General features: G+C 62.5%; 14 protein-coding genes. 7 read left to right on the forward strand and 7 right to left on the reverse strand.

Annotated features, from left to right (window positions below; all coding sequences use genetic code 11):
* Positions 1-162 precede the first annotated feature (162 nt).
* The 5 genes from gltB (at position 163) to G6N78_RS09510 (ending at position 7,729) form a co-directional block, all read left to right on the forward strand.
* The gene (gene gltB, locus G6N78_RS09490; protein WP_234905766.1) at positions 163-4,872 is read left to right on the forward strand and encodes a glutamate synthase large subunit; all 4,710 of its coding nucleotides are present in this window, start codon (positions 163-165) and stop codon (positions 4,870-4,872) included.
* A 58-nt stretch (positions 4,873-4,930) separates the two neighbouring features.
* Entirely contained in the window at positions 4,931-5,203 is a 273-nt protein-coding gene (locus G6N78_RS09495) for an antitoxin (protein ID WP_234905767.1), read from the forward strand.
* Between the two features lie 8 nt (positions 5,204-5,211).
* Positions 5,212-5,598, forward strand: a complete 387-nt coding sequence (locus G6N78_RS09500) for a type II toxin-antitoxin system VapC family toxin (protein WP_234905768.1) — start codon at positions 5,212-5,214, stop codon at positions 5,596-5,598.
* A gap of 23 nt (positions 5,599-5,621) precedes the next feature.
* Positions 5,622-7,079: a glutamate synthase subunit beta gene (locus G6N78_RS09505; RefSeq protein ID WP_165217757.1), complete on the forward strand. Its 1,458-nt coding sequence runs from the start codon at positions 5,622-5,624 to the stop codon at positions 7,077-7,079.
* A gap of 77 nt (positions 7,080-7,156) precedes the next feature.
* Positions 7,157-7,729 carry a nucleoside 2-deoxyribosyltransferase gene (locus tag G6N78_RS09510; protein ID WP_165217758.1) on the forward strand — a complete coding sequence of 191 codons (573 nt, stop codon included), beginning with the start codon at positions 7,157-7,159 and terminating at the stop codon, positions 7,727-7,729.
* A 13-nt stretch (positions 7,730-7,742) separates the two neighbouring features.
* On the opposite strand, the gene G6N78_RS09515 is transcribed toward G6N78_RS09510, so the two are convergent.
* Positions 7,743-8,921: an SGNH/GDSL hydrolase family protein gene (locus G6N78_RS09515; RefSeq protein ID WP_165217760.1), complete on the reverse strand. Its 1,179-nt coding sequence runs from the start codon at positions 8,919-8,921 to the stop codon at positions 7,743-7,745.
* A gap of 62 nt (positions 8,922-8,983) precedes the next feature.
* Positions 8,984-10,150, reverse strand: coding sequence for a lytic murein transglycosylase (locus G6N78_RS09520; RefSeq protein WP_370691517.1), 1,167 nt, complete (start codon positions 10,148-10,150; stop codon positions 8,984-8,986).
* A 257-nt stretch (positions 10,151-10,407) separates the two neighbouring features.
* Here G6N78_RS09520 and galU point away from each other — a divergent pair, with 257 nt between their 5' ends.
* Positions 10,408-11,289: a UTP--glucose-1-phosphate uridylyltransferase GalU gene (gene galU, locus G6N78_RS09525; RefSeq protein WP_165217764.1), complete on the forward strand. Its 882-nt coding sequence runs from the start codon at positions 10,408-10,410 to the stop codon at positions 11,287-11,289.
* Between the two features lie 69 nt (positions 11,290-11,358).
* On the opposite strand, the gene G6N78_RS09530 is transcribed toward galU, so the two are convergent.
* Positions 11,359-12,993, reverse strand: a complete 1,635-nt coding sequence (locus tag G6N78_RS09530; RefSeq protein ID WP_165217765.1) for an outer membrane beta-barrel protein — start codon at positions 12,991-12,993, stop codon at positions 11,359-11,361.
* A 125-nt stretch (positions 12,994-13,118) separates the two neighbouring features.
* Here G6N78_RS09530 and G6N78_RS09535 point away from each other — a divergent pair, with 125 nt between their 5' ends.
* Positions 13,119-14,114: a KpsF/GutQ family sugar-phosphate isomerase gene (locus G6N78_RS09535; protein ID WP_165217767.1), complete on the forward strand. Its 996-nt coding sequence runs from the start codon at positions 13,119-13,121 to the stop codon at positions 14,112-14,114.
* Between the two features lie 6 nt (positions 14,115-14,120).
* On the opposite strand, the gene G6N78_RS09540 is transcribed toward G6N78_RS09535, so the two are convergent.
* The 4 genes from G6N78_RS09540 to G6N78_RS09555 form a co-directional block, all read right to left on the reverse strand.
* Positions 14,121-14,582 (reverse strand): NfeD family protein, encoded by a 462-nt coding sequence (locus G6N78_RS09540; protein ID WP_165217769.1) that lies wholly within the window; start codon positions 14,580-14,582, stop codon positions 14,121-14,123.
* 3 nt (positions 14,583-14,585) lie between these two features.
* A complete protein-coding gene (locus G6N78_RS09545) occupies positions 14,586-15,611 on the reverse strand; it encodes an SPFH domain-containing protein (protein WP_165217771.1) in 1,026 nt (341 codons plus the stop codon).
* A gap of 136 nt (positions 15,612-15,747) precedes the next feature.
* Complete coding sequence (locus tag G6N78_RS09550; protein ID WP_165217773.1) at positions 15,748-17,694, reverse strand: methyl-accepting chemotaxis protein; 1,947 nt, start codon at positions 17,692-17,694, stop codon at positions 15,748-15,750.
* A 75-nt stretch (positions 17,695-17,769) separates the two neighbouring features.
* On the reverse strand, positions 17,770-18,384 hold the full coding sequence (locus G6N78_RS09555) for a hypothetical protein (RefSeq protein WP_234905769.1): 615 nt from the start codon (positions 18,382-18,384) through the stop codon (positions 17,770-17,772).
* Positions 18,385-18,619: the final 235 nt, after the last annotated feature.

Raw genomic sequence — 18,619 nt, forward strand, 5'->3', positions numbered from 1 at the left:
CCTGTCCTAATCCGGAGAAAAACACCGCAGAAACCGTTAACCTTCTCCTTGAAGGTAACTGTCGTCTGCGGTTCACTTGCGATGTGTAGAGACGTGGGGTGCCTTGCGCACCCTGTTCTGAAACCCTTTGCCCGCCCCGGCGGCCGATAAGGAGACTGACTGATGACGAAGAGACACCATGGCGCCGAAGGCGAGACCGTGAAAGCCGTCATTCCGGCTCGTCCGTCCTTCCCCGGTCTGCCGATGGCGCAGGGTCTCTATGATCCGCGCAACGAACACGATGCTTGCGGCGTCGGTTTCATTGCCCATATGAAGGGCCAGAAGTCGCACCAGATCGTCAAGGACGGGTTGTTCATCCTGGAAAACCTGACGCATCGTGGTGCCGTCGGCGCCGATCCGCTGATGGGCGATGGCGCGGGCATCCTCGTGCAAATCCCGGACCGCTTCTTCCGTGAGGAAATGGCCAAGCAGGGCGTGACCCTGCCGAAGGCCGGCGAATATGCCGTCGGTCACATCTTCATGCCGCGCGACCCGGAGCAGATCGAACACTTCAAGAAGGTGATGATCGAGGTGATCGCGGAGGAGGGGCAGCAGTTCCTCGGCTTCCGCGATGTGCCGGTCGACAATGCTTCGCTCTCCAAGGCGCCGGATATCGCCGCGACCGAACCTTATCACTGTCAGATCTTCATCGGTGCGGGCCGCGATGCGGCGACCAACCATGATTTCGAGCGCAAGCTGTTCCTGCTGCGCAAGGTGATCTCCAACCGCATCTACGACCAGTTCGGCGGCCAGGAAACCGGCTTCTACCCGGTCTCGCTGTCGTCCTCGACCATCGTCTACAAGGGCATGTTCCTGGCCTACCAGGTCGGCGCCTATTATAAGGACCTGTCGGACCCGCGCTTTGAATCAGCGGTTGCCCTCGTGCACCAGCGTTTCTCCACCAACACCTTCCCGTCCTGGAAGCTGGCGCACCCGTACCGCATGGTCGCCCATAACGGCGAAATCAACACGCTGCGCGGCAACGTCAACTGGATGGCGGCGCGTCAGGCGTCGGTCTCTTCGCCCTTCTTCGGCGATGACATCTCCAAGCTCTGGCCGATCTCCTATGAGGGCCAGTCGGATACCGCCTGCTTCGACAACGCGCTCGAATTCCTCGTGCGTGGCGGCTATTCCATGGCCCATGCGGTGATGATGCTGATCCCGGAAGCCTGGGCCGGCAACCAGTCGATGAGCCCAGAACGCAAGGCATTCTACGAATACCATGCGGCGCTGATGGAGCCGTGGGATGGTCCGGCCGCCGTTGCCTTCACCGATGGCCGCCAAATCGGTGCGACGCTCGACCGCAACGGCTTGCGGCCGGCGCGTTATGTCGTGACCGATGACGACCGCATCATCATGGCCTCCGAAGCCGGCGTTCTGCCGGTGCCGGAAGAGACGATCGTCAAGAAGTGGCGCCTGCAGCCCGGCAAGATGCTTCTGATCGACATGGAGAAGGGCCGCATCATTTCCGACGAGGAAGTGAAGAGCGAGCTTGCCACGAAGCACCCCTACCGCAACTGGCTGGACCGCACGCAGATCATCCTGGAAGACCTGAAGCCGGTGGAGCCGCGCGCGCTGCGCCGCGACGTGTCGCTGCTCGATCGCCAGCAGGCCTTCGGCTACACCTCGGAAGACACCAAGATCCTGATGTCGCCGATGGCGACCACCGGCCAGGAAGCCGTCGGCTCCATGGGCACCGATACGCCGATTTCGGCCATGTCGGCGAAGTCGAAGCTGCTCTATACCTATTTCAAGCAGAACTTCGCCCAGGTGACGAACCCGCCGATCGATCCGATCCGAGAAGAACTCGTCATGAGCCTCGTCTCGTTCATCGGCCCGCGTCCGAACATTCTCGACCATGAGGGCATGGCGAAGGCCAAGCGCATGGAAGTGCGCCAGCCGATCCTGACCAATGGCGATCTCGAAAAGATCCGTTCCATCGGCCACATGGAAGATCATTTCGACACCAAGACGCTCGACTTCACCTACGATGTGGAGCGCGGCGCCGAAGGCATGCCGGAGATGCTCGACCGCCTGTGCGAACGGGCCGAAGCGGCGGTGCGCGGTGGCTACAACATCATCGTGCTCTCCGACCGCCAGATCGGCCCGGACCGCATCGCCATCCCGGCGTTGCTCGCGACCGCTGCCGTGCATCACCACCTGATCCGCAAGGGCCTGCGCACCTCGGTCGGCCTCGTCGTCGAATCCGGCGAACCGCGCGAGATCCATCACTTCTGCTGCCTCGCCGGCTTCGGCGCGGAAGCCATCAACCCCTATCTCGCCTTTGACACGCTGACGGACATGCATGCCCGCGGCGAGTTCCCGAAGGAGGTCGATGCAAGCGAAGTGGTTTACCGCTACATCAAGGCCGTCGGTAAGGGCATCCTGAAGGTCATGTCCAAGATGGGCATCTCGACCTACCAGTCCTATTGCGGCGCGCAGATCTTCGATGCGATTGGTCTCGCTTCGGATCTGGTCAACAAGTATTTCTTCGGCACGGCCACCACCATCGAAGGTGTCGGCCTCAAGGAAATCGCCGAGGAAACCGTTGCCCGCCACATGGCAGCCTTCGGCAAGGACCCGATCCTCGCTTCGACGCTCGATATTGGCGGCGAATATGCCTACCGCATGCGCGGCGAAAGCCATGCCTGGACGCCGGATGCGGTGGCCTCGCTGCAGCACGCGGTGCGTGGCAACAGCCAGGACCGTTACCGCGAGTTCTCCGCCATGATGAACGAGACGGCGCTGCGGATGAACACCATCCGTGGTCTGTTCAAGGTCAAGTCTGCCGAGCAGCTGGGCCGCAAGCCGGTCTCCGTCGATGAGGTCGAGCCGGCGGTCGATATCGTCAAGCGCTTCTCGACGGGCGCCATGTCCTTCGGCTCGATTAGCCGCGAGGCCCACACGACGCTCGCCGTTGCCATGAACCGGATCGGCGGCAAGTCGAACACCGGCGAAGGTGGCGAAGAAAGCGACCGTTACCTGCCGCTGGCAGACGGTTCGCAGAACCCGGAACGCTCGGCCATCAAGCAGATCGCGTCCGGCCGCTTCGGTGTCACGACAGAATATCTCGTCAACGCCGACATGCTGCAGATCAAGGTGGCGCAGGGTGCCAAGCCCGGCGAGGGTGGTCAGTTGCCCGGCCACAAGGTGGACGCGACGGTGGCCAAGACCCGTCACTCGACGCCGGGCGTGGGTCTCATCTCGCCGCCGCCGCACCACGACATCTATTCGATCGAAGACCTGGCGCAGCTGATCTTCGACCTGAAGAACGTCAACCCGACCTCGGACATCTCGGTCAAGCTGGTGTCGGAAGTGGGCGTCGGCACGGTTGCCGCCGGTGTCGCCAAGGCCCGCGCTGACCATATCACCGTTGCCGGCTTCGATGGCGGCACGGGGGCATCCCCGCTCACCTCGCTGAAGCACGCGGGCAGCCCTTGGGAAATTGGCCTTGCCGAAACCCAGCAGACGCTTGTGCTGAACGGCCTGCGTTCGCGCATCGCCCTGCAGGTGGATGGCGGCCTGAAGACCGGCCGCGACGTCATCATCGGGGCGCTGCTCGGCGCCGACGAGTTCGGTTTCGCGACCGCGCCGCTGATCGCCGCCGGCTGCATCATGATGCGCAAGTGCCACCTGAACACCTGCCCGGTCGGCGTTGCCACGCAGGATCCGGTCCTGCGCAAGCGCTTCAAGGGCACGCCGGAGCATGTCATCAACTACTTCTTCTTCGTGGCGGAAGAGGTGCGCGAAATCCTGGCCTCGCTCGGCTTCACCAAGCTCGACCAGATCATCGGCGCCTCGGAACTGCTCGAGAAGGATGAGATGCTGGCGCACTGGAAGGCCAAGGGGCTCGACTTCTCCAAGATCTTCCACAAGGTGGAGGCCCCCAAGGAAGCGACCTACTGGACCGAGCGCCAGAAGCACCCGATCGACGACATTCTTGACCGCAAGCTGATCGAAAAGTCGATGCCGGCGCTGGAAAGCAAGGAATCGGTCGCCTTCGACGTGTCGATCAAGAACGTCGACCGCTCCGCCGGCGCGATGCTCTCCGGGGCGCTTGCCAAGCGCTGGGGCCATAAGGGTCTGAAGGACGACACGATCCATGTCACGCTGCGTGGCACGGCCGGCCAGTCCTTCGGCGCCTTCCTCGCCCGCGGTATCACCTTCGACCTGGTGGGTGACGGCAACGACTATGTCGGCAAGGGGCTCTCGGGTGGCCGCATCATCGTGCGCCCGCCGGAAAACTCAAAGCTTGCTGCCGAGAACGCGATCATCGTCGGCAACACGGTGCTCTACGGTGCGATCACCGGCGAGTGCTATTTCCGCGGCGTGGCCGGCGAACGCTTTGCCGTGCGCAACTCCGGTGCGATTGCCGTTGTCGAGGGCGTGGGTGACCACGGCTGCGAATACATGACGGGCGGCATCGTGGTGGTTCTCGGCGAAACGGGCCGCAACTTCGCAGCCGGCATGTCGGGCGGCGTCGCCTATGTGCTGGACGAGAGCGGCGATTTCGCCAAGCGCTGCAACATGGCGATGGTGGAACTGGAGCCGGTGCCGGAAGAGGATGAACTGCTGGAGAAGCTGCATCACCATGGCGGCGACATCATGCACAAGGGACGTGTGGACGTTTCCGAAGACATGACCCGCCACGATGAGGAGCGCCTCTACCAGCTGATCTCCAACCATCTTCACTACACGGGCTCCAACCGTGCCAAGGAGATCCTCGATCGCTGGAGCGAGTACCGTCCGAAGTTCCGCAAGGTCATGCCGGTCGAATACCGCCGTGCGCTGGAGGAAATGGAACGCATGCGCATGGGTGTTGCGGCGGAATAGTTCGACATGTCCCACCGTTGTGATATGCTGTTAGCATATGCCAACGATGGAGGCGGACATGAACGAGCATGTGAAAGACGCAAGTGTAGATGGCGAGGTTGCAGCCGCCATCTTCAAAAACGGTCGAAGCCGGGCGGTTCGCATACCGAAGGAATTCGAGTTCGATGGTGATCGTGCCGTCTTGGTGCAGCAGCCAGACGGCTCGATACTGATGCGAACCGCTGTGACTGCCGGCCTTATCGAGTATCTGAAACAGGCGGAGGCCTGGAGCGGAGAAGAATTCGTTGGCAATGACGACGAATTGGAACCGCTCCGCGAGGTCGAGATCTGATGCGGTACATGCTTGATACCAACATCGTCTCGGCGATCGTCAGGCATCCGCGTGGACAGATTCTCGAACGACTTCTTGAGATCGGGGAAGAGAATGCCTTCATCAGCATCATCACCCATGGTGAGATCTGGTACGGCGTGCAGAAAAACGGCTCCGAGGAGTTGGCGCGCAAGGTGTCGGCGGTGACGCGGCGGCTCTATGTGGCTCCGCTGCAGCTTCCGAGTGATCAGCGGTATGCCGAGGTCCGGCTGGCGTTGAGGCAAGGAATGAACATCGGTCCAAATGACCTTTGGATCGCGGCACATGCACTGGCACTGGACGCTGTGCTGGTGACGAACAATGAGAGTGAGTTTTCCCGCGTGCCGGGATTGAAGGTTGAAAATTGGCTGCGCTAGCGGCGAAGATTGAGGGATGAAAGATGGGCAAGGTTACGGGTTTCATGGAAATCGACCGGCAGGTGGCGAAGTATCAGCCGGCCTCTGACCGTATTCGCCATTTCCGCGAGTTTCTCATCCCGATGTCGGATGCGGAAGTCACCAAGCAGGCGGCGCGCTGCATGGACTGCGGCATTCCGTATTGCCACGGCCCGACCGGCTGCCCGGTGCATAACCAGATCCCGGACTGGAACGACCTCGTCTACAACAACAAGTGGGAAGAGGCGATCCGCAACCTGCATTCCACCAACAATTTCCCGGAATTCACCGGTCGCGTCTGTCCGGCGCCGTGCGAGGAAGCCTGCACGCTGAACCTCGAAGATGCGCCGGTGGCGATCAAGACGGTCGAGCAGGCAATTGCCGACAAGGCCTATGAGCTCGGCTACATCGTGCCGCAGCCGGCCACGGTAAAGACCGGCAAGAAGGTGGCCGTGATCGGTTCGGGTCCGGCGGGCATGGCAGCCGCGCAGCAGCTCGCGCGTGCCGGTCACGAGGTGCATGTCTACGAGCGCGAGAGCAAGGCCGGCGGCCTGCTGCGCTATGGCATTCCCGACTTCAAGATGGAGAAGAACTTCATTGATCGCCGCGTCGAGCAGATGACCGGCGAAGGCGTGACCTTCCACTACGGCGCCAATATCGGCGTCGATATCAAGATGCAGACGCTGCTCGACGAGCATGATGCCGTGATCTATTGCGGCGGCTCGGAAACCCCGCGCCCGGCCGGCATTCCCGGCGTCGAGCTGCACGGCGTCTATGATGCGATGCCCTATCTGGTGCAGCAAAACCGCCGCGTCGGTCGCGAGAACATCGACAGCGTCGGCTGGCCGGCGGAACCAATCCTTGCCGGTGCCAAGCATGTCGTCGTCGTTGGCGGTGGCGATACCGCGTCCGACTGCGTCGGCACGGCCTTCCGCCAGGGTGCGGTCAAGGTCACCCAGCTCGACATCCGTCCGATGCCGCCGGAGAAGGAAGACAAGCTCGCCGTCTGGCCGTTCTGGGCCACCAAGATGCGCACCTCGTCCTCGCAGGCGGAAGGTGCCGTGCGCGAGTTCCAGGTGGCAACGCTGGAATTCGTCGGTGACGAGGATGGTCAGCTGACCGGCGTGCGCTGCTGCCAGGTGGATGAACGCCGCAAGCCGATCGCCGGCACGGATTTCATCATCAAGGCCGATCTCGCCTTCATCGCCATCGGCTTCTCCGGTCCGGCCCAGGACGGCGTTCTGAAGGATCTGGGCGACAAGCTCCAGCTCAACGTCGACCGCCGTGGCTCCACCAACGTGGTCGCCAACGAGAAGGACTACAAGACCTCGGTCGACAAGCTGTGGACAGCCGGCGACGTGCGCCGTGGCCAGTCGCTGGTCGTCTGGGCGATCCGCGAAGGCCGGCAGGTGGCCCGTGCCGTCGATGAGGCGCTGATGGGAAGCACCGTTCTTCCCGCCTGATGGAAAGACACAGACCTCGGCCCGGGAAACCGGGCCGATCCATTTTCGACAATCGCATTTTACCGGACCAACGGCCCATGACTTTGAAACTCTATCTTGCGGGGCCGGAGGTGTTCTTGCCCAATGCGCGCGTCATCCTGGATGCCAAGGCGGAGCTGACCCGCGCGCACGGTTTCGAGCCGATCTGCCCCGGCGACATCTTCATTGAGCCCGCACCGACCCGCCACGAATTCGGCCTGAAGATCAGCGCCGTGGACGAGGGCATGATGAACCGCGCCGATGGCGTGATCGCCAACCTCACGCCCTTCCGCGGCATCGCGGCGGATGTCGGCACGGCCTTCGAGCTCGGCTACATGTGCGCGCAGGGGAAGCTGGTGGCGGCCTATACGAATGTCACGGCAAATCACTACGCCCGCACCGCAGAGTTCTATGGTGGTGATGTGCGCGAAGGTGCCGATGGCCGCAAGCGCGGGCCGGATGGAATGTCGCTCGAGGATTTCGACATGATCGAGAACCTGATGCTGCACGGTGGCATCGAGCGGCGCGGTGGGTTCATCGCCATTCACGATGCGGCCGCTGCCGAACGTTACACCGATCTCACGGCCTTCAAGACCTGCCTCTCGGCGCTCGCCGAGCGCGCCGCCGCCTGAGGTTTACTTTAGCTCACGGCTGGCTGGCGGTGGTCGCCGGCGTCAGCCTGTAATTGTCGATCCGTCCGGCGGGCGGGTCCGGCAACTGGCCGCGGGTGAGCAGCAGATTTCGCGGCGAATCCGACGCCGTCGTCGGCGGTAAGCTGCCGCCGAGGAGACTGTCGCCCCCATCCAGCTGCGGATCGGACAGGCTGATCGGCTGGCTCGGAACGCTGGCTGCGGCCTCCGGCGGCAGGCTGGTGATGAGCGGCAGATTGCCGGCATCGAGGCGGATGAGTGCCCCGGGATCGAGACCGCCGAGATGCCGCTTGACCACCTTTTCCACGTAGAAGGCGAGCTTGCGCTTGCCGGCATCCGTAAAGCCAATACCGTCCGGACTTCTCAATCGCACCTGCTGGCCGTTGATATCCGAACCGGTGATGATGAACTGGCCGTCTTCGTTGACGAAACCGTCCCAGATGTCGATGAACTCACCGCCGGCCTTTTCGATCGTCGGACGATAGATGCCGTTCAGCGTCACCGCATCCGCCGTCAGCGAAGACGACTGGAAGGCCGGCAGGCCCACCCACAGAAGCGGCAGTTTCCGCTCGGTGACGATCTCTGCAAGCTCGGCCACCCGGCGTTCGTATTCTTCGAACCAGGCCTCGGTCCTGAACTTTTCGCTTCCCTCGCCAACGGCCATGGTCTGTCGGTCATTCGCGCCGATCATCAGGACCACCACGGCCGGTTTTACCTCATCGAGCAGGCCGGGGAGTTTGTCCGGCCAGTTGAAGTAATCCTGGCGCACGAGACCGGACGAGCCGGACCCTTCCTTGACGACGAGAACCGATGGATCCTCCGCAAACGCCATTTCGAGACCGGTGCCGATGCTGACGGCCGTGAAATCGCCGACGACCAGCACCTTGCGGGCGTTTTCCAGTTTCTCGACCGTCGTGGTCTCCGCCGCCGGTGCGGCGGTTCCGGCCGGGCGGGGCGCGCGTGGCGTGGCGGCGGTGGGCTGCCGGCTTCGTGTCCGCTGCGGCTCAATCTGGATGATCGAGCGGTCGGCGCGTTGCGGACGACGCTCTCCGAACATCATGTCGAACAGCGTGCGGCGTTCCTGGGCAAAGGCAGACGCGGCATCCCCAAAGATGACCAAGAGGGCGCAGAGGACTACCGCTACGCTGCGCATTCCCAGCCGTGCGGCCGCCATGGTCTGCCTCTTCCTGTCTTCATCTGCGTGCGACCCATCATGTGTCGCGCATTTCGACATCGTCAATTGCGCAGGGCTCTCAACAGGGTCTTCGACGGTTCACCGGTGTTGTCCATGCCGAGACGCGACTGGATCGCGCTGATCGCCGCCTTCGAGCCGGAGCCGAAATTGCCGTCGATTTCGCCGTCATAGTAGCCGAGCTCCTTGAGACGGCTCTGCAACTCGAACTTCTCGCGGATGTCGAGCGTGCCGTTCGGTCTTGGCCAGGCTTGGGTCATGCCGCCGAAGCCGGCAATCTCGTCCGCCAGAAGGCCAACGGCGAGCGCGTAGGAATCGGCCGCGTTATAACGCTTGATGACGAAGAAATTCTTCAACATCAGGAAGGCGGGGCCATTGCTGCCAGCCATCAGCTTCAACTCCGCCCGGTCGGAGGGACGCGGAAAATCCTTGCCGTTCGGCCGGGTGAAGCCTAGCGCGGCCCATTGCGCCAAGGTCTTGGTCTGGCCAGAATAGCGCGCCGCGCCGGACGGCAGGACGGCCTCGTAGCCCCAGGTCTTTCCACCCTCCCAGCCGTTCTTCGCGAGAAGATTGGCGGAGGTTGCCAGCGCATCCGGGATCGAACTCCAGATGTCGCGCCGGCCATCGCCGTCCGCATCCACGGCATAGAGCAGGTAGCTTGTCGGGATGAACTGGGTGTGGCCCATGGCGCCGGCCCAGGAGCCGGTGAGGTGACTGGGGGTCACGTCGCCGCTTTGCAGGATCTTCAGCGCCGCAATCAGCTGCTTGCGGGCAAAATTGGCGCGCTTGGGATCAGCCCAGGCAAGCGTTGCCAGAGCCTGCGGCACATGATGCAGCCGGTCCCGGTTCTCGAGAACCGCCCCGTAATTCGATTCCATCGACCAGATGGCCAGCAGAATGTGTTTATCGACGCCGAAATGGTTTTCCAGGGCCGCAAGCGTGCGGCCATGGCGGGCCAGCATCTCGCGGCCGATACGCACGGTGTAGGGGTTAACGCGCGAATCGAGGTAATCCCAGATCTGAGATTTGAACTCCGGCTGGTAGCGTGCCTTCTCCAGGACGTCAGAATCCGGACCGGAAATTCCGGCAAAAGCCTTGTTGTAGGTCGAGCGGCTGATGCCGCTTGCCGAGGCTGTGTCATAGAATTTGGCGACCCACGTCTTGAAACCCGTATCCGCGCGGGCATCTATCGGACTGGTCGCAACCATCATGGCGGCGATCGCGGAGAGCGCGAAGCGATGCGAATGGAAAAACTTCATCAGCAGTCGTGTCCCTGGTTCTTTCCGTCTCAACATTGCCAGGATCGCAAACGACATCCCTGGCGTCACGACAGGGTAGACCGGAGTTGTCAACAATCTCTTTACCATAAGGACACGCTTCTGTCATTGTTTGTGAATTGGTAGTGATTTGTCGCTTAGCGACGGTGGTGCAACGCACCACAATGATTGTTTGTGCTTAGGAGGCATGAGTGGGACAGAAGATCCGTAAAGCCGTTTTTCCTGTTGCAGGTTTGGGAACCCGCTTCCTGCCTGCGACCAAGGCAGTTCCGAAGGAAATGCTGACGGTCGTTGACAAGCCCGTGATTCAATATGTTGTCGATGAGGCCGCTGCTGCCGGCATCCAGCATTTCGTTTTCGTGACCGGCCGCGGCAAGGGTGTCATCGAAGACTATTTCGACATTCAGTACGAGCTTGAGCAGATGCTGCGCGAGCGCAACAAGAACGCCGAGCTGACGCTTCTCGCCGATCTTCTGCCGACAGCGGGCACGGCAAGCTTCACGCGCCAGCAGGTTCCGCTCGGCCTCGGCCATGCGGTCTGGTGCGCGCGCGATATCGTCGGCAACGAGCCCTTCGCCGTTCTTCTGCCCGACATGATCATGGCGTCGGAGAAGAGCTGCCTCAAGGGCATGGTCGAACTCTATGAAAAGACCGGCGGCAACGTGCTGGCCGTCGAAGAGTGCGATCCCGCGCTGGCCCACAAATATGGTATCGTCGGCGTCGGCGAGAAAGTCGGATCCGAAGGCTTCAAGATCACCGAAATGGTGGAAAAGCCGGCCAAGGGCACCGCACCGTCCAACTTCTTCATCAACGGCCGCTACATTCTGCAGCCGGAAATCTTCAAGATCCTGGAAACCCAGGAGCGCGGCGCCGGCAACGAAATCCAGCTGACCGACGGCATGCTGGCGCTGGCCAAGAGCCAGGATTTCGCCGGTTACCACTTCAAGGGCGAGACTTTCGACTGTGGTGCAAAGGATGGCTTCATCCTCGCCAACCTCGCTTTTGCGCTGAAGCGCGACGATATCCGTCCGCTGATCGAAGGTCCGCTGAAGGACATCACCTCGAAGCTCTAAGCGCTTTCAGAGCCGAACGACATCAAGCCCCGCGGATTTCCGTGGGGCTTTTTGCCTGCGCCGACGACCTCAGCGGCGCAGCGTCAGACCGATGCCGGCGCGGATGACCTTGCTGTCCTCGCCGCTTGCATTGTCGGTATGTTCGTACCCGACATTGGCGGTCACGTCGAAATAGCGGTTGATGTTCCAGATCAGGCCGGCGCCCAGCTGCCAGTTCAACTCGTTGGTGGTGGTCGGGAAGTCCCGCAACGTTGTCGATCCGGTCAGGCGGCCGGTCAGTTGATCGAGGATCTGCTGCGAGACGCCCGTGGTCAACTGGTACTCCACCCAGCCGTTCGCGCCGGCGGAGGTCGCATCCTGAACCGTCGTGCGCAGGGTCGAATCGATGGTCGTGCCGCGTCTCGGCGACCAGGCGAGGTTGCCGTCCACGGTGAAGGCATCGATAGAAGCGAGGCGGGAATCCTCGTAATCGACGACGGCGTAACCGAGACCCAGTTCGCCGCGCAGCTTTTCGCCGAGATCGAGCTGGATGCCGCCGCGTCCGCCATAGCTGTTGGAGGAACGGGCGTAACCGGACGCATCGCGATCGGAATCGTAGATGGCACGGCCAAGCGTTGCCTCGATGAACGGGATCAGGGCCGGAGAGAGTTCGTAGCCCAGCCGTACCCGTCCCTGGTAGGCGGTGCGGTCGCGGTCGGCGAGACTGAGGGTTCTGCCGTCACTCAGGCGGACATCGCCGTACGTGGTCCGGGTGAGCGCCAGAGCGGCGGTGCCGCGCAGCAGGCCGGCATCCCGTTCGATGGCGGCACCTGCCGTATAGCGATCGACATCCGCCTGGTTCAGCGCATTGGCAATCGCGTTCGGATCATTGGCGTCTTCGCGTTCGAAGGCATAGCCGGCGGTCAGGTTGGCGATCGTGTCGTCGGCGAGATCAAGGCGCAGATCACCGTTGATGTTGGCCTGCGGCTCGGTCACGCCGCTGCCGCTGATGTTTTTCTGCCAGGTGCCTTCGCCGGTGACGGTCAGCGCGTGACGGGCCCAGTCGGAGCGCAGTTCCCAGTTGCCGGTGGTCGCGAGGTAGCTGCGCCGCGTTTCGGTGCCGCCGCGCCGGGTCGTCTCGGTGTTGACGCTCTGGTTGACGCTTGGGCGCAGGGTGAACGAGCCGAAACGAAGCCCAAGACCATCGTCCGTGCGGGTGAGGGCGGCTTCACCGGCATCGATCGGCGCTTCCGCTTCGTTCTGCGGCGCTTCCGTCAGGCGGCCGAGATCATCCGCGTCCAGGCTGTCGGCGTCATTGAGCGGTGTTCCCTGCAGCATGCTTGTGCCGCGCAGGGCGGTGGAGCCTGCCGTGGTCTGGGTGGTGCGGCTGCTCGCCGTGCCATACGGATCGGTGGTCGCATCGGCGCTGTCGTCCGCACCGTAACCCGAAGCCGCGCCACTGGTGGCGGCGCTGCCATAGGTATTGGCGGTGGTCGCGCCATAGGTGGTCGCCGGAGTGGTGCTGGAGCCGGACGTGCGGGTGCTGCCGGTGACCGCGCCGGCCGTGGACGCCGTCGAGGCGGGATAAGGGTTGGCGGTCGAGGTGCCGGAGGACAGGGTCTGGGCCAGCAGCGTTTGCGGCAGCAGGGCTGCGGAGGCCAAAAGCAGGGCGACCGGCCCGAAGTGCCGGGCAGAGCGTCTGCCGGTGATGATCGTCTTGTTCATTCGGTTTGCCTGGCCGCGCGAAAATGCTTACCCAAACGTAAAGCAGGCTGGTTAATGATTGGTTGAAGAGCCTGCGGCGGTTGGTGCGATGGACTTTTGCGCGGTTGCAGGCTATCGCTCCGCGCATGACAAACACGGCCCTTTCAACTGAACCTTTCGACCCGGTCTCGTCTGCGCTCCGCACGCTTGCCATGGAAAAGCGCGGCCTTGAGGCGCTCGAAGCTGCGTTGCAGAACGGACTTGGCGATATCCTGCGCCAGGCTGTCGAGATCATTTCCGGCATCACTGGCCGTGTGATCGTCACCGGCGTCGGCAAAAGCGGTCATATCGGCGTCAAGCTCGCGGCGACCTTTGCCTCGACAGGCACGCCGGCCTCCTTCGTGCATGCGGCAGAAGCCAATCACGGCGATCTCGGCATGATCGCCGGCAACGACCTCGTCATTGCGCTTTCGAAAGGCGGCGAAAGTGCCGAGCTCCGCAGCATCGTCGCCTATACGCGGCGTTTCTCGATCCCGCTCTTGTCACTGACCTGTGCTGCGGATTCAACGCTTGCGCGCGCGTCCGACCTTGTCTTCCTGCTGCCGAACGAGCAGGAGGCCTGTCCGCATGGACTGGCGCCGACCACCTCGACGCTGATGCAGCTTGCCATCGGCGACGCGCTGGCGATAGCGCTTCTGGAAGCCCGCGGGTTTTCTGCCACCGACTTCCACACCTTCCATCCGGGCGGCAAGCTGGGCGCCAGCCTGACGCATGTGAAGGATATCATGCATACCGGTGACCGGCTGCCGATCGTCGCGCGCGGCACGGCGATGCCTGAGGCCGTCTCGACGCTGTCGCACAAGCATTTCGGCTGCGTGCTGGTCCTGGAGGAGGATGGCACACTGGCCGGCATCATCACCGAAGGCGATCTGGCCCGCAACCTGACCCGCAATCTCGGCGAACTGGTTGTGGACGATGTGATGACGAAGACGCCGAAGACGATCGGGCCGGAGACGCTGGCAACGGTGGCGCTGGCCTTCCTGCAGAAGAACAGCATTGGCGCGCTCGTCGTCGTGGATGAGACGAAGCGGCCGCTCGGTCTCGTGCATTTCCACGATCTGCTCAGAATCGGGGTTGCCTGAACCACGTCAGGCGACTGGCTCGACGATGAGTTCGCTGCCGGTCCATTCCGCAACACGGACTTTCATGCCGGCCGGTAGATCCGGCCCGCTGACCGACCACCAGGTATCATCGAGCCTGATGCGGCCGCGGCCATTGCTGATCGGCTCGGCCAGCACGGCGGTGCGCCCGACCAGGCTTTCGCCGCGGCGGTTGAGGAGCGGCTGGTCACTCTCCGCGTCGGGCCTGCCGAAGTAGCGGCGTCCTGCCAGCGTGATGACGACCGACAGGACGGCGAAGACGAGCAGTTGCAACTGCCAGCTCCAGACCGGAAGGTCCCAGATGAGGAGCGAGACGGCGCCGACGACCAGGGCCGCAACGCCGATCCAGATCAGGAACACGCCGGGCGCTGCCAGTTCCGCCGCGAGCAGCAGCAGGCCGACGATCCACCAGCTCCAGGGGCCGAGGTTTCTGGCTAGGTCCGCGATCATCGCTCAGCTTTCGGTGCGGTTCTGGTCGAACGGATTGAGGACCGGTGTCGTTCGCGCCGGCGTGCTGCGAGGAGGGGTGACGCGACGGGTGGAAGGGGCGGCGGCATCGCCGCCATCGCCGAAGACGTCGCGGGCGAGGGCGCCGATGCCGCCGAGCGAGCCGATCAGCGATGAGGCCTCCATCGGCATCAGCACGATCTTCGAATTGCCGGCGGTGCCGATCGCTGCCATGGCTTCGGTATATTTTTGCGCCACGAAGTAGTTGATCGCATTCACGTCGCCGGAGGCGATGGCGTCTGAGACCAACCGTGTTGCATTGGCTTCCGCCTCGGCCAGTCGTTCCCGGGCTTCCGCCTGCCGGAAAGCTGCTTCCCGTTCGCCTTCGGCCTGCAGGACCGCGGCCTGCTTGGCGCCTTCGGCGCGCAGGATGGCGGCGTTGCGTGATCCTTCCGCTTCCAGAACCTGGGCGCGCTTTTCGCGCTCGGCCTTCATCTGGCGGGCCATGGCCTGCACCAGATCGGTCGGCGGCTGGATGTCCTTGATCTCGACGCGGGTGACCTTGATGCCCCAGGGCTGGACGGCCTCGTCCACCACCCGCAGCAGGCGTTCGTTGATCACTTCGCGATTGGAGAGGAGTTCGTCGAGATCCATCGAACCCATCACCGAGCGGATATTCGTCATGGTGAGGTTCTGAATGGCGTTTTCCAGGTTGGCGATCTGATAGGCCGCCTGGGCGGGGTTCAGCACCTGGTAGAAGGCCACCGCATCGGCCGAAACGCTGGCATTGTCCTTGGTGATCACCTCCTGCGTCGGCACGTCCAGAACCTGTTCCATGACATTCATGCGGGAGCCGACCCGTTCAATGAAGGGCACAATGAGGTTGAGACCCGGGTCAAGGGTTCGGGTGTAGCGGCCAAATCGCTCGACCGTGTAGCGGTATCCCTGTGGCACCGTCTTGATCCCGGCAAACAGGACCAGAATGACAAAGGCCACAAGGGCGATGACGACGATATCGAGACCTGCAAGCATGACTTCCTCCGCATCGGGCAAGCCGTTTCGCCTGCCCTTCTTAACATCGGAGGTCAAGGGCTTGATGACAAGGGTCACTCAACGAAGACGGCGCGGGGATGCCGCGCCGTCCGTGTTCTGAGGAAGGAGAGGGGGCTTAGAATTCTTCCCAGTTGTCGCGGGAAACCGCGGCATTGCCGACAGCACGTGCCGGTGCGGCGGGGCGCACGCTGCGCGGCGGGGCCGCCGTCGCATGGGCCGGTGGTGCGGCCATGGCGCGTGCCGTCTGGCGCAGAGCCGAGGCTTGGGCGGTCGCTGTGCCATCGATGCGGAACTGGGAAACCAGTTCGCGCAGCTTGGCGGCTTCGTTGGCAAGCGCTGCGGAGGCCGCGTTCGATTCCTCCACCATCGCCGCATTCTGCTGCGTCGTCTGGTCCATGGCGTTGACGGCCTGGTTGACTTCCGACAGGCCGGTTGCCTGCTCCTTGGCGGAGATGGCGATGGCATCCATGTGGGTGTTCATCTCGATGATGAAGGTGCCGATGGTGCGTAGCGCCGTGCTGGCCTGACGGACGAGATCGACGCCGCCGGCAACTTCCGAGCTGGAGTTCTGGATGAGGGCCTTGATCTCCTTGGCGGCGTTGGCGGAGCGTTGCGCCAGTTCGCGCACTTCCTGGGCGACGACGGCAAAACCCTTGCCGGCTTCACCGGCGCGTGCGGCCTCGACGCCTGCGTTCAGCGCAAGCAGGTTGGTCTGGAAGGCGATTTCGTCGATGACGCCGATGATGTTGGAGATCTGCTGAGAGCTGTTCTCGATCTTCTTCATCGCCTCTTCGGCGCGGCCGACGACCTCGGAGGAAGCATTGGCGGACGAGTTTGCCTGCGAGGCGACGCGGCGGGCTTCTTCGGTCCGTTTGGTGGAGTTCTGCACGTTCGCCGTGATCTCTTCGACCGCGGCGGCGGTTTCCTCAAGGGCTGCGGCCTGCTGTTCGGTGCGTTTCGACAGGTGGTCGGAGCCGTTGGCGATTTCGCGAGTGCCCGTCTCCATCGTCTCGATGCTGTTGTTGATGGCAGACAGCGTCTGGTTCAGCTGGCGGATGGACTGGTTGAAGTCGTGGCGCAGCGGCTCGAAGTCCGGTGCGAACGTGTCCGTCAGCTGGAAGGCGAGGTCACCATCAGCCAGCCGCTTCAGGCCCTGGGCGAGGCCGGAGGTGGCAACCCGCAGGCGATCCGCCGCATCGGCTTCGGCGCGCTGCTGGGCGGCAATCCGGTCGGCTTCCGCCTGGGCCCGGTTTTCTTCGGCTTCCGCCTGCAGACGCTGATTGGCGACGGCCGCTTCGCGGAAGATCTGCATGGCATCGGCCATGCGGCCGATCTCGTCCTTGCCGTGCTTGTCGATGACCACGTTCAGTTCGCCGTTTGCGAGACGGGTCGTTGCGCTGGCCAGGCGGCCGAGCGGACGGGAAACCAGCTGGAAGTTCAGAAGGCCAAGGGCAGCCGCTGCCGCCGCCACGACGAAGGACGCAAACAGGGAGATGAACTCGACGGCGCCCAAAGCGGTCATCTGTTCGCGGTAGGCATTGGATGCGTTGGCCTGGATGTCAGCCTTGACAGCCTGGATGGAGGCATTGAAGTTCTCGAGCAGGCGGGTGCCCGTATCCGTCAGTTCGAGTGCCCGGGCCATATCGACGGTCATCGGGTCACGCATCAGCTCGATCTGTCGTGCGATGACCTGCGTACGCCAGGACGAAATGGCGGCCAGTGCTTCCTTGAGCTTCGGCAGATCGTTCGGCATTTCCTTCGTAACGAGAGGCTCAAGCGCTGCGGCCTGCTGATCGATGGAGGTGCTGACTTTCTGGTACTCGCTGAGGAAGTCACGGTTGCCGGTTAGCAGGAAGCTCTTCACCGCCAGATTGGCTTTCGTGATGGAATCAACAAGCGTCGCAGTTTCACCGACGACCACCGTCAGTCGCTGGTTCTGCTCGACCAGCGCCGTTGCCGCCGTCGACCGCATGTAGATAAAGCCTGAAGCGACGATGGCGATGATCGCCAGAATACCGAAGGCCACAAAACCCTTAGCGCTGACGGACATGTTCTTGAGCATGGTTGGCCCTACCTTGGAAAAATGATGCGCTGGAGACCGGATGCCCCCGATCCGGTGATCCGCTGCAGGTCGTTGTTAGGTACCCGGTGTTGTGCGCCGAGCCAGTTCGGTCAGGTTCATTTCAACGGTGACGGCGCCAATCGACTTCTTCGTCTGCGGATCGACCACCGTAAAGCTGACCTGGCCACGCCAGATCTTGGAGCCCTTGTCCCATTCGGCCTCGTCGATGAAAACGGCGTCCCCCGAGACGTTGTACGTCTTCTGGAACTTGGCCTCGTCACCCTGCCAGAAGTCGCTCGTGACGGAACTCTGGCCAACATTGAGACCATTCTGGTCCATCACGAAGATTTCCGCATAAAGGCCAAGTGAGCGCCCCTGAATGCGCGAAAGGTAGACCGAGAGCGGATTGGACAATGTTGCCGCGATCAGAGGTTTGTCGGCGTTTTCGCGTTCGGCGCGCCACTGCTTGTCCAGTGCGTCGATCTGGCTCTGCTTCAGGTCGGTCAGCCGGGCGTTCTGCGCTTCGATCGACAGCCGCACGATGTCGCTGTCGATGAAGCTGCGGATGTCCTTGATGACGTTCTGAGTAATGAGCGCGGCGGGATCGAGCTTTGCCGGTTCTGCCTGCGCAACAGTCGTACTCAAGCCTGCCACGACAGCAGCCACACATAGTAACCTGTTGTTCATCATTTTTCTCCCTTCGTCAGTTACTTTAGAGTGGCCTGATTAATTTAGCGTGAATGTATAAAATGAGGGGTGTATTTTTGTATTGAAATACAATTGCTTAGGAGAATTTGCCTGCTATTTGGGCAAGGATCTTCAATCCTTGAGAGAAGAGTTGCCATTGCCTTCGGCGTGGCAAGCCTCTGAAAATGCAATTGTTCTCATGTTGCCGCGCTGGTTTTGGTGCGGTGGGCCAAGACAC

It is taken from the genome of Allorhizobium pseudoryzae (assembly GCF_011046245.1).
GTDB lineage: Bacteria > Pseudomonadota > Alphaproteobacteria > Rhizobiales > Rhizobiaceae > Neorhizobium > Neorhizobium pseudoryzae.

Coding starts and splice junctions, on each gene's coding strand:
- gltB (WP_234905766.1), top strand. CDS start 163: ATGACGAAGAGACACCATGGCGCCGAAGGCGAGACCGTGAAAGCCGTC.
- G6N78_RS09495 (WP_234905767.1), top strand. CDS start 4,931: ATGAACGAGCATGTGAAAGACGCAAGTGTAGATGGCGAGGTTGCAGCC.
- G6N78_RS09500 (WP_234905768.1), top strand. CDS start 5,212: ATGCTTGATACCAACATCGTCTCGGCGATCGTCAGGCATCCGCGTGGA.
- G6N78_RS09505 (WP_165217757.1), top strand. CDS start 5,622: ATGGGCAAGGTTACGGGTTTCATGGAAATCGACCGGCAGGTGGCGAAG.
- G6N78_RS09510 (WP_165217758.1), top strand. CDS start 7,157: ATGACTTTGAAACTCTATCTTGCGGGGCCGGAGGTGTTCTTGCCCAAT.
- G6N78_RS09515 (WP_165217760.1), bottom strand. CDS start 8,921: ATGGCGGCCGCACGGCTGGGAATGCGCAGCGTAGCGGTAGTCCTCTGC.
- G6N78_RS09520 (WP_370691517.1), bottom strand. CDS start 10,150: ATGATGGTTGCGACCAGTCCGATAGATGCCCGCGCGGATACGGGTTTC.
- G6N78_RS09530 (WP_165217765.1), bottom strand. CDS start 12,993: ATGAACAAGACGATCATCACCGGCAGACGCTCTGCCCGGCACTTCGGG.
- G6N78_RS09535 (WP_165217767.1), top strand. CDS start 13,119: ATGACAAACACGGCCCTTTCAACTGAACCTTTCGACCCGGTCTCGTCT.
- G6N78_RS09540 (WP_165217769.1), bottom strand. CDS start 14,582: ATGATCGCGGACCTAGCCAGAAACCTCGGCCCCTGGAGCTGGTGGATC.
- G6N78_RS09545 (WP_165217771.1), bottom strand. CDS start 15,611: ATGCTTGCAGGTCTCGATATCGTCGTCATCGCCCTTGTGGCCTTTGTC.
- G6N78_RS09550 (WP_165217773.1), bottom strand. CDS start 17,694: ATGCTCAAGAACATGTCCGTCAGCGCTAAGGGTTTTGTGGCCTTCGGT.
- G6N78_RS09555 (WP_234905769.1), bottom strand. CDS start 18,384: ATGATGAACAACAGGTTACTATGTGTGGCTGCTGTCGTGGCAGGCTTG.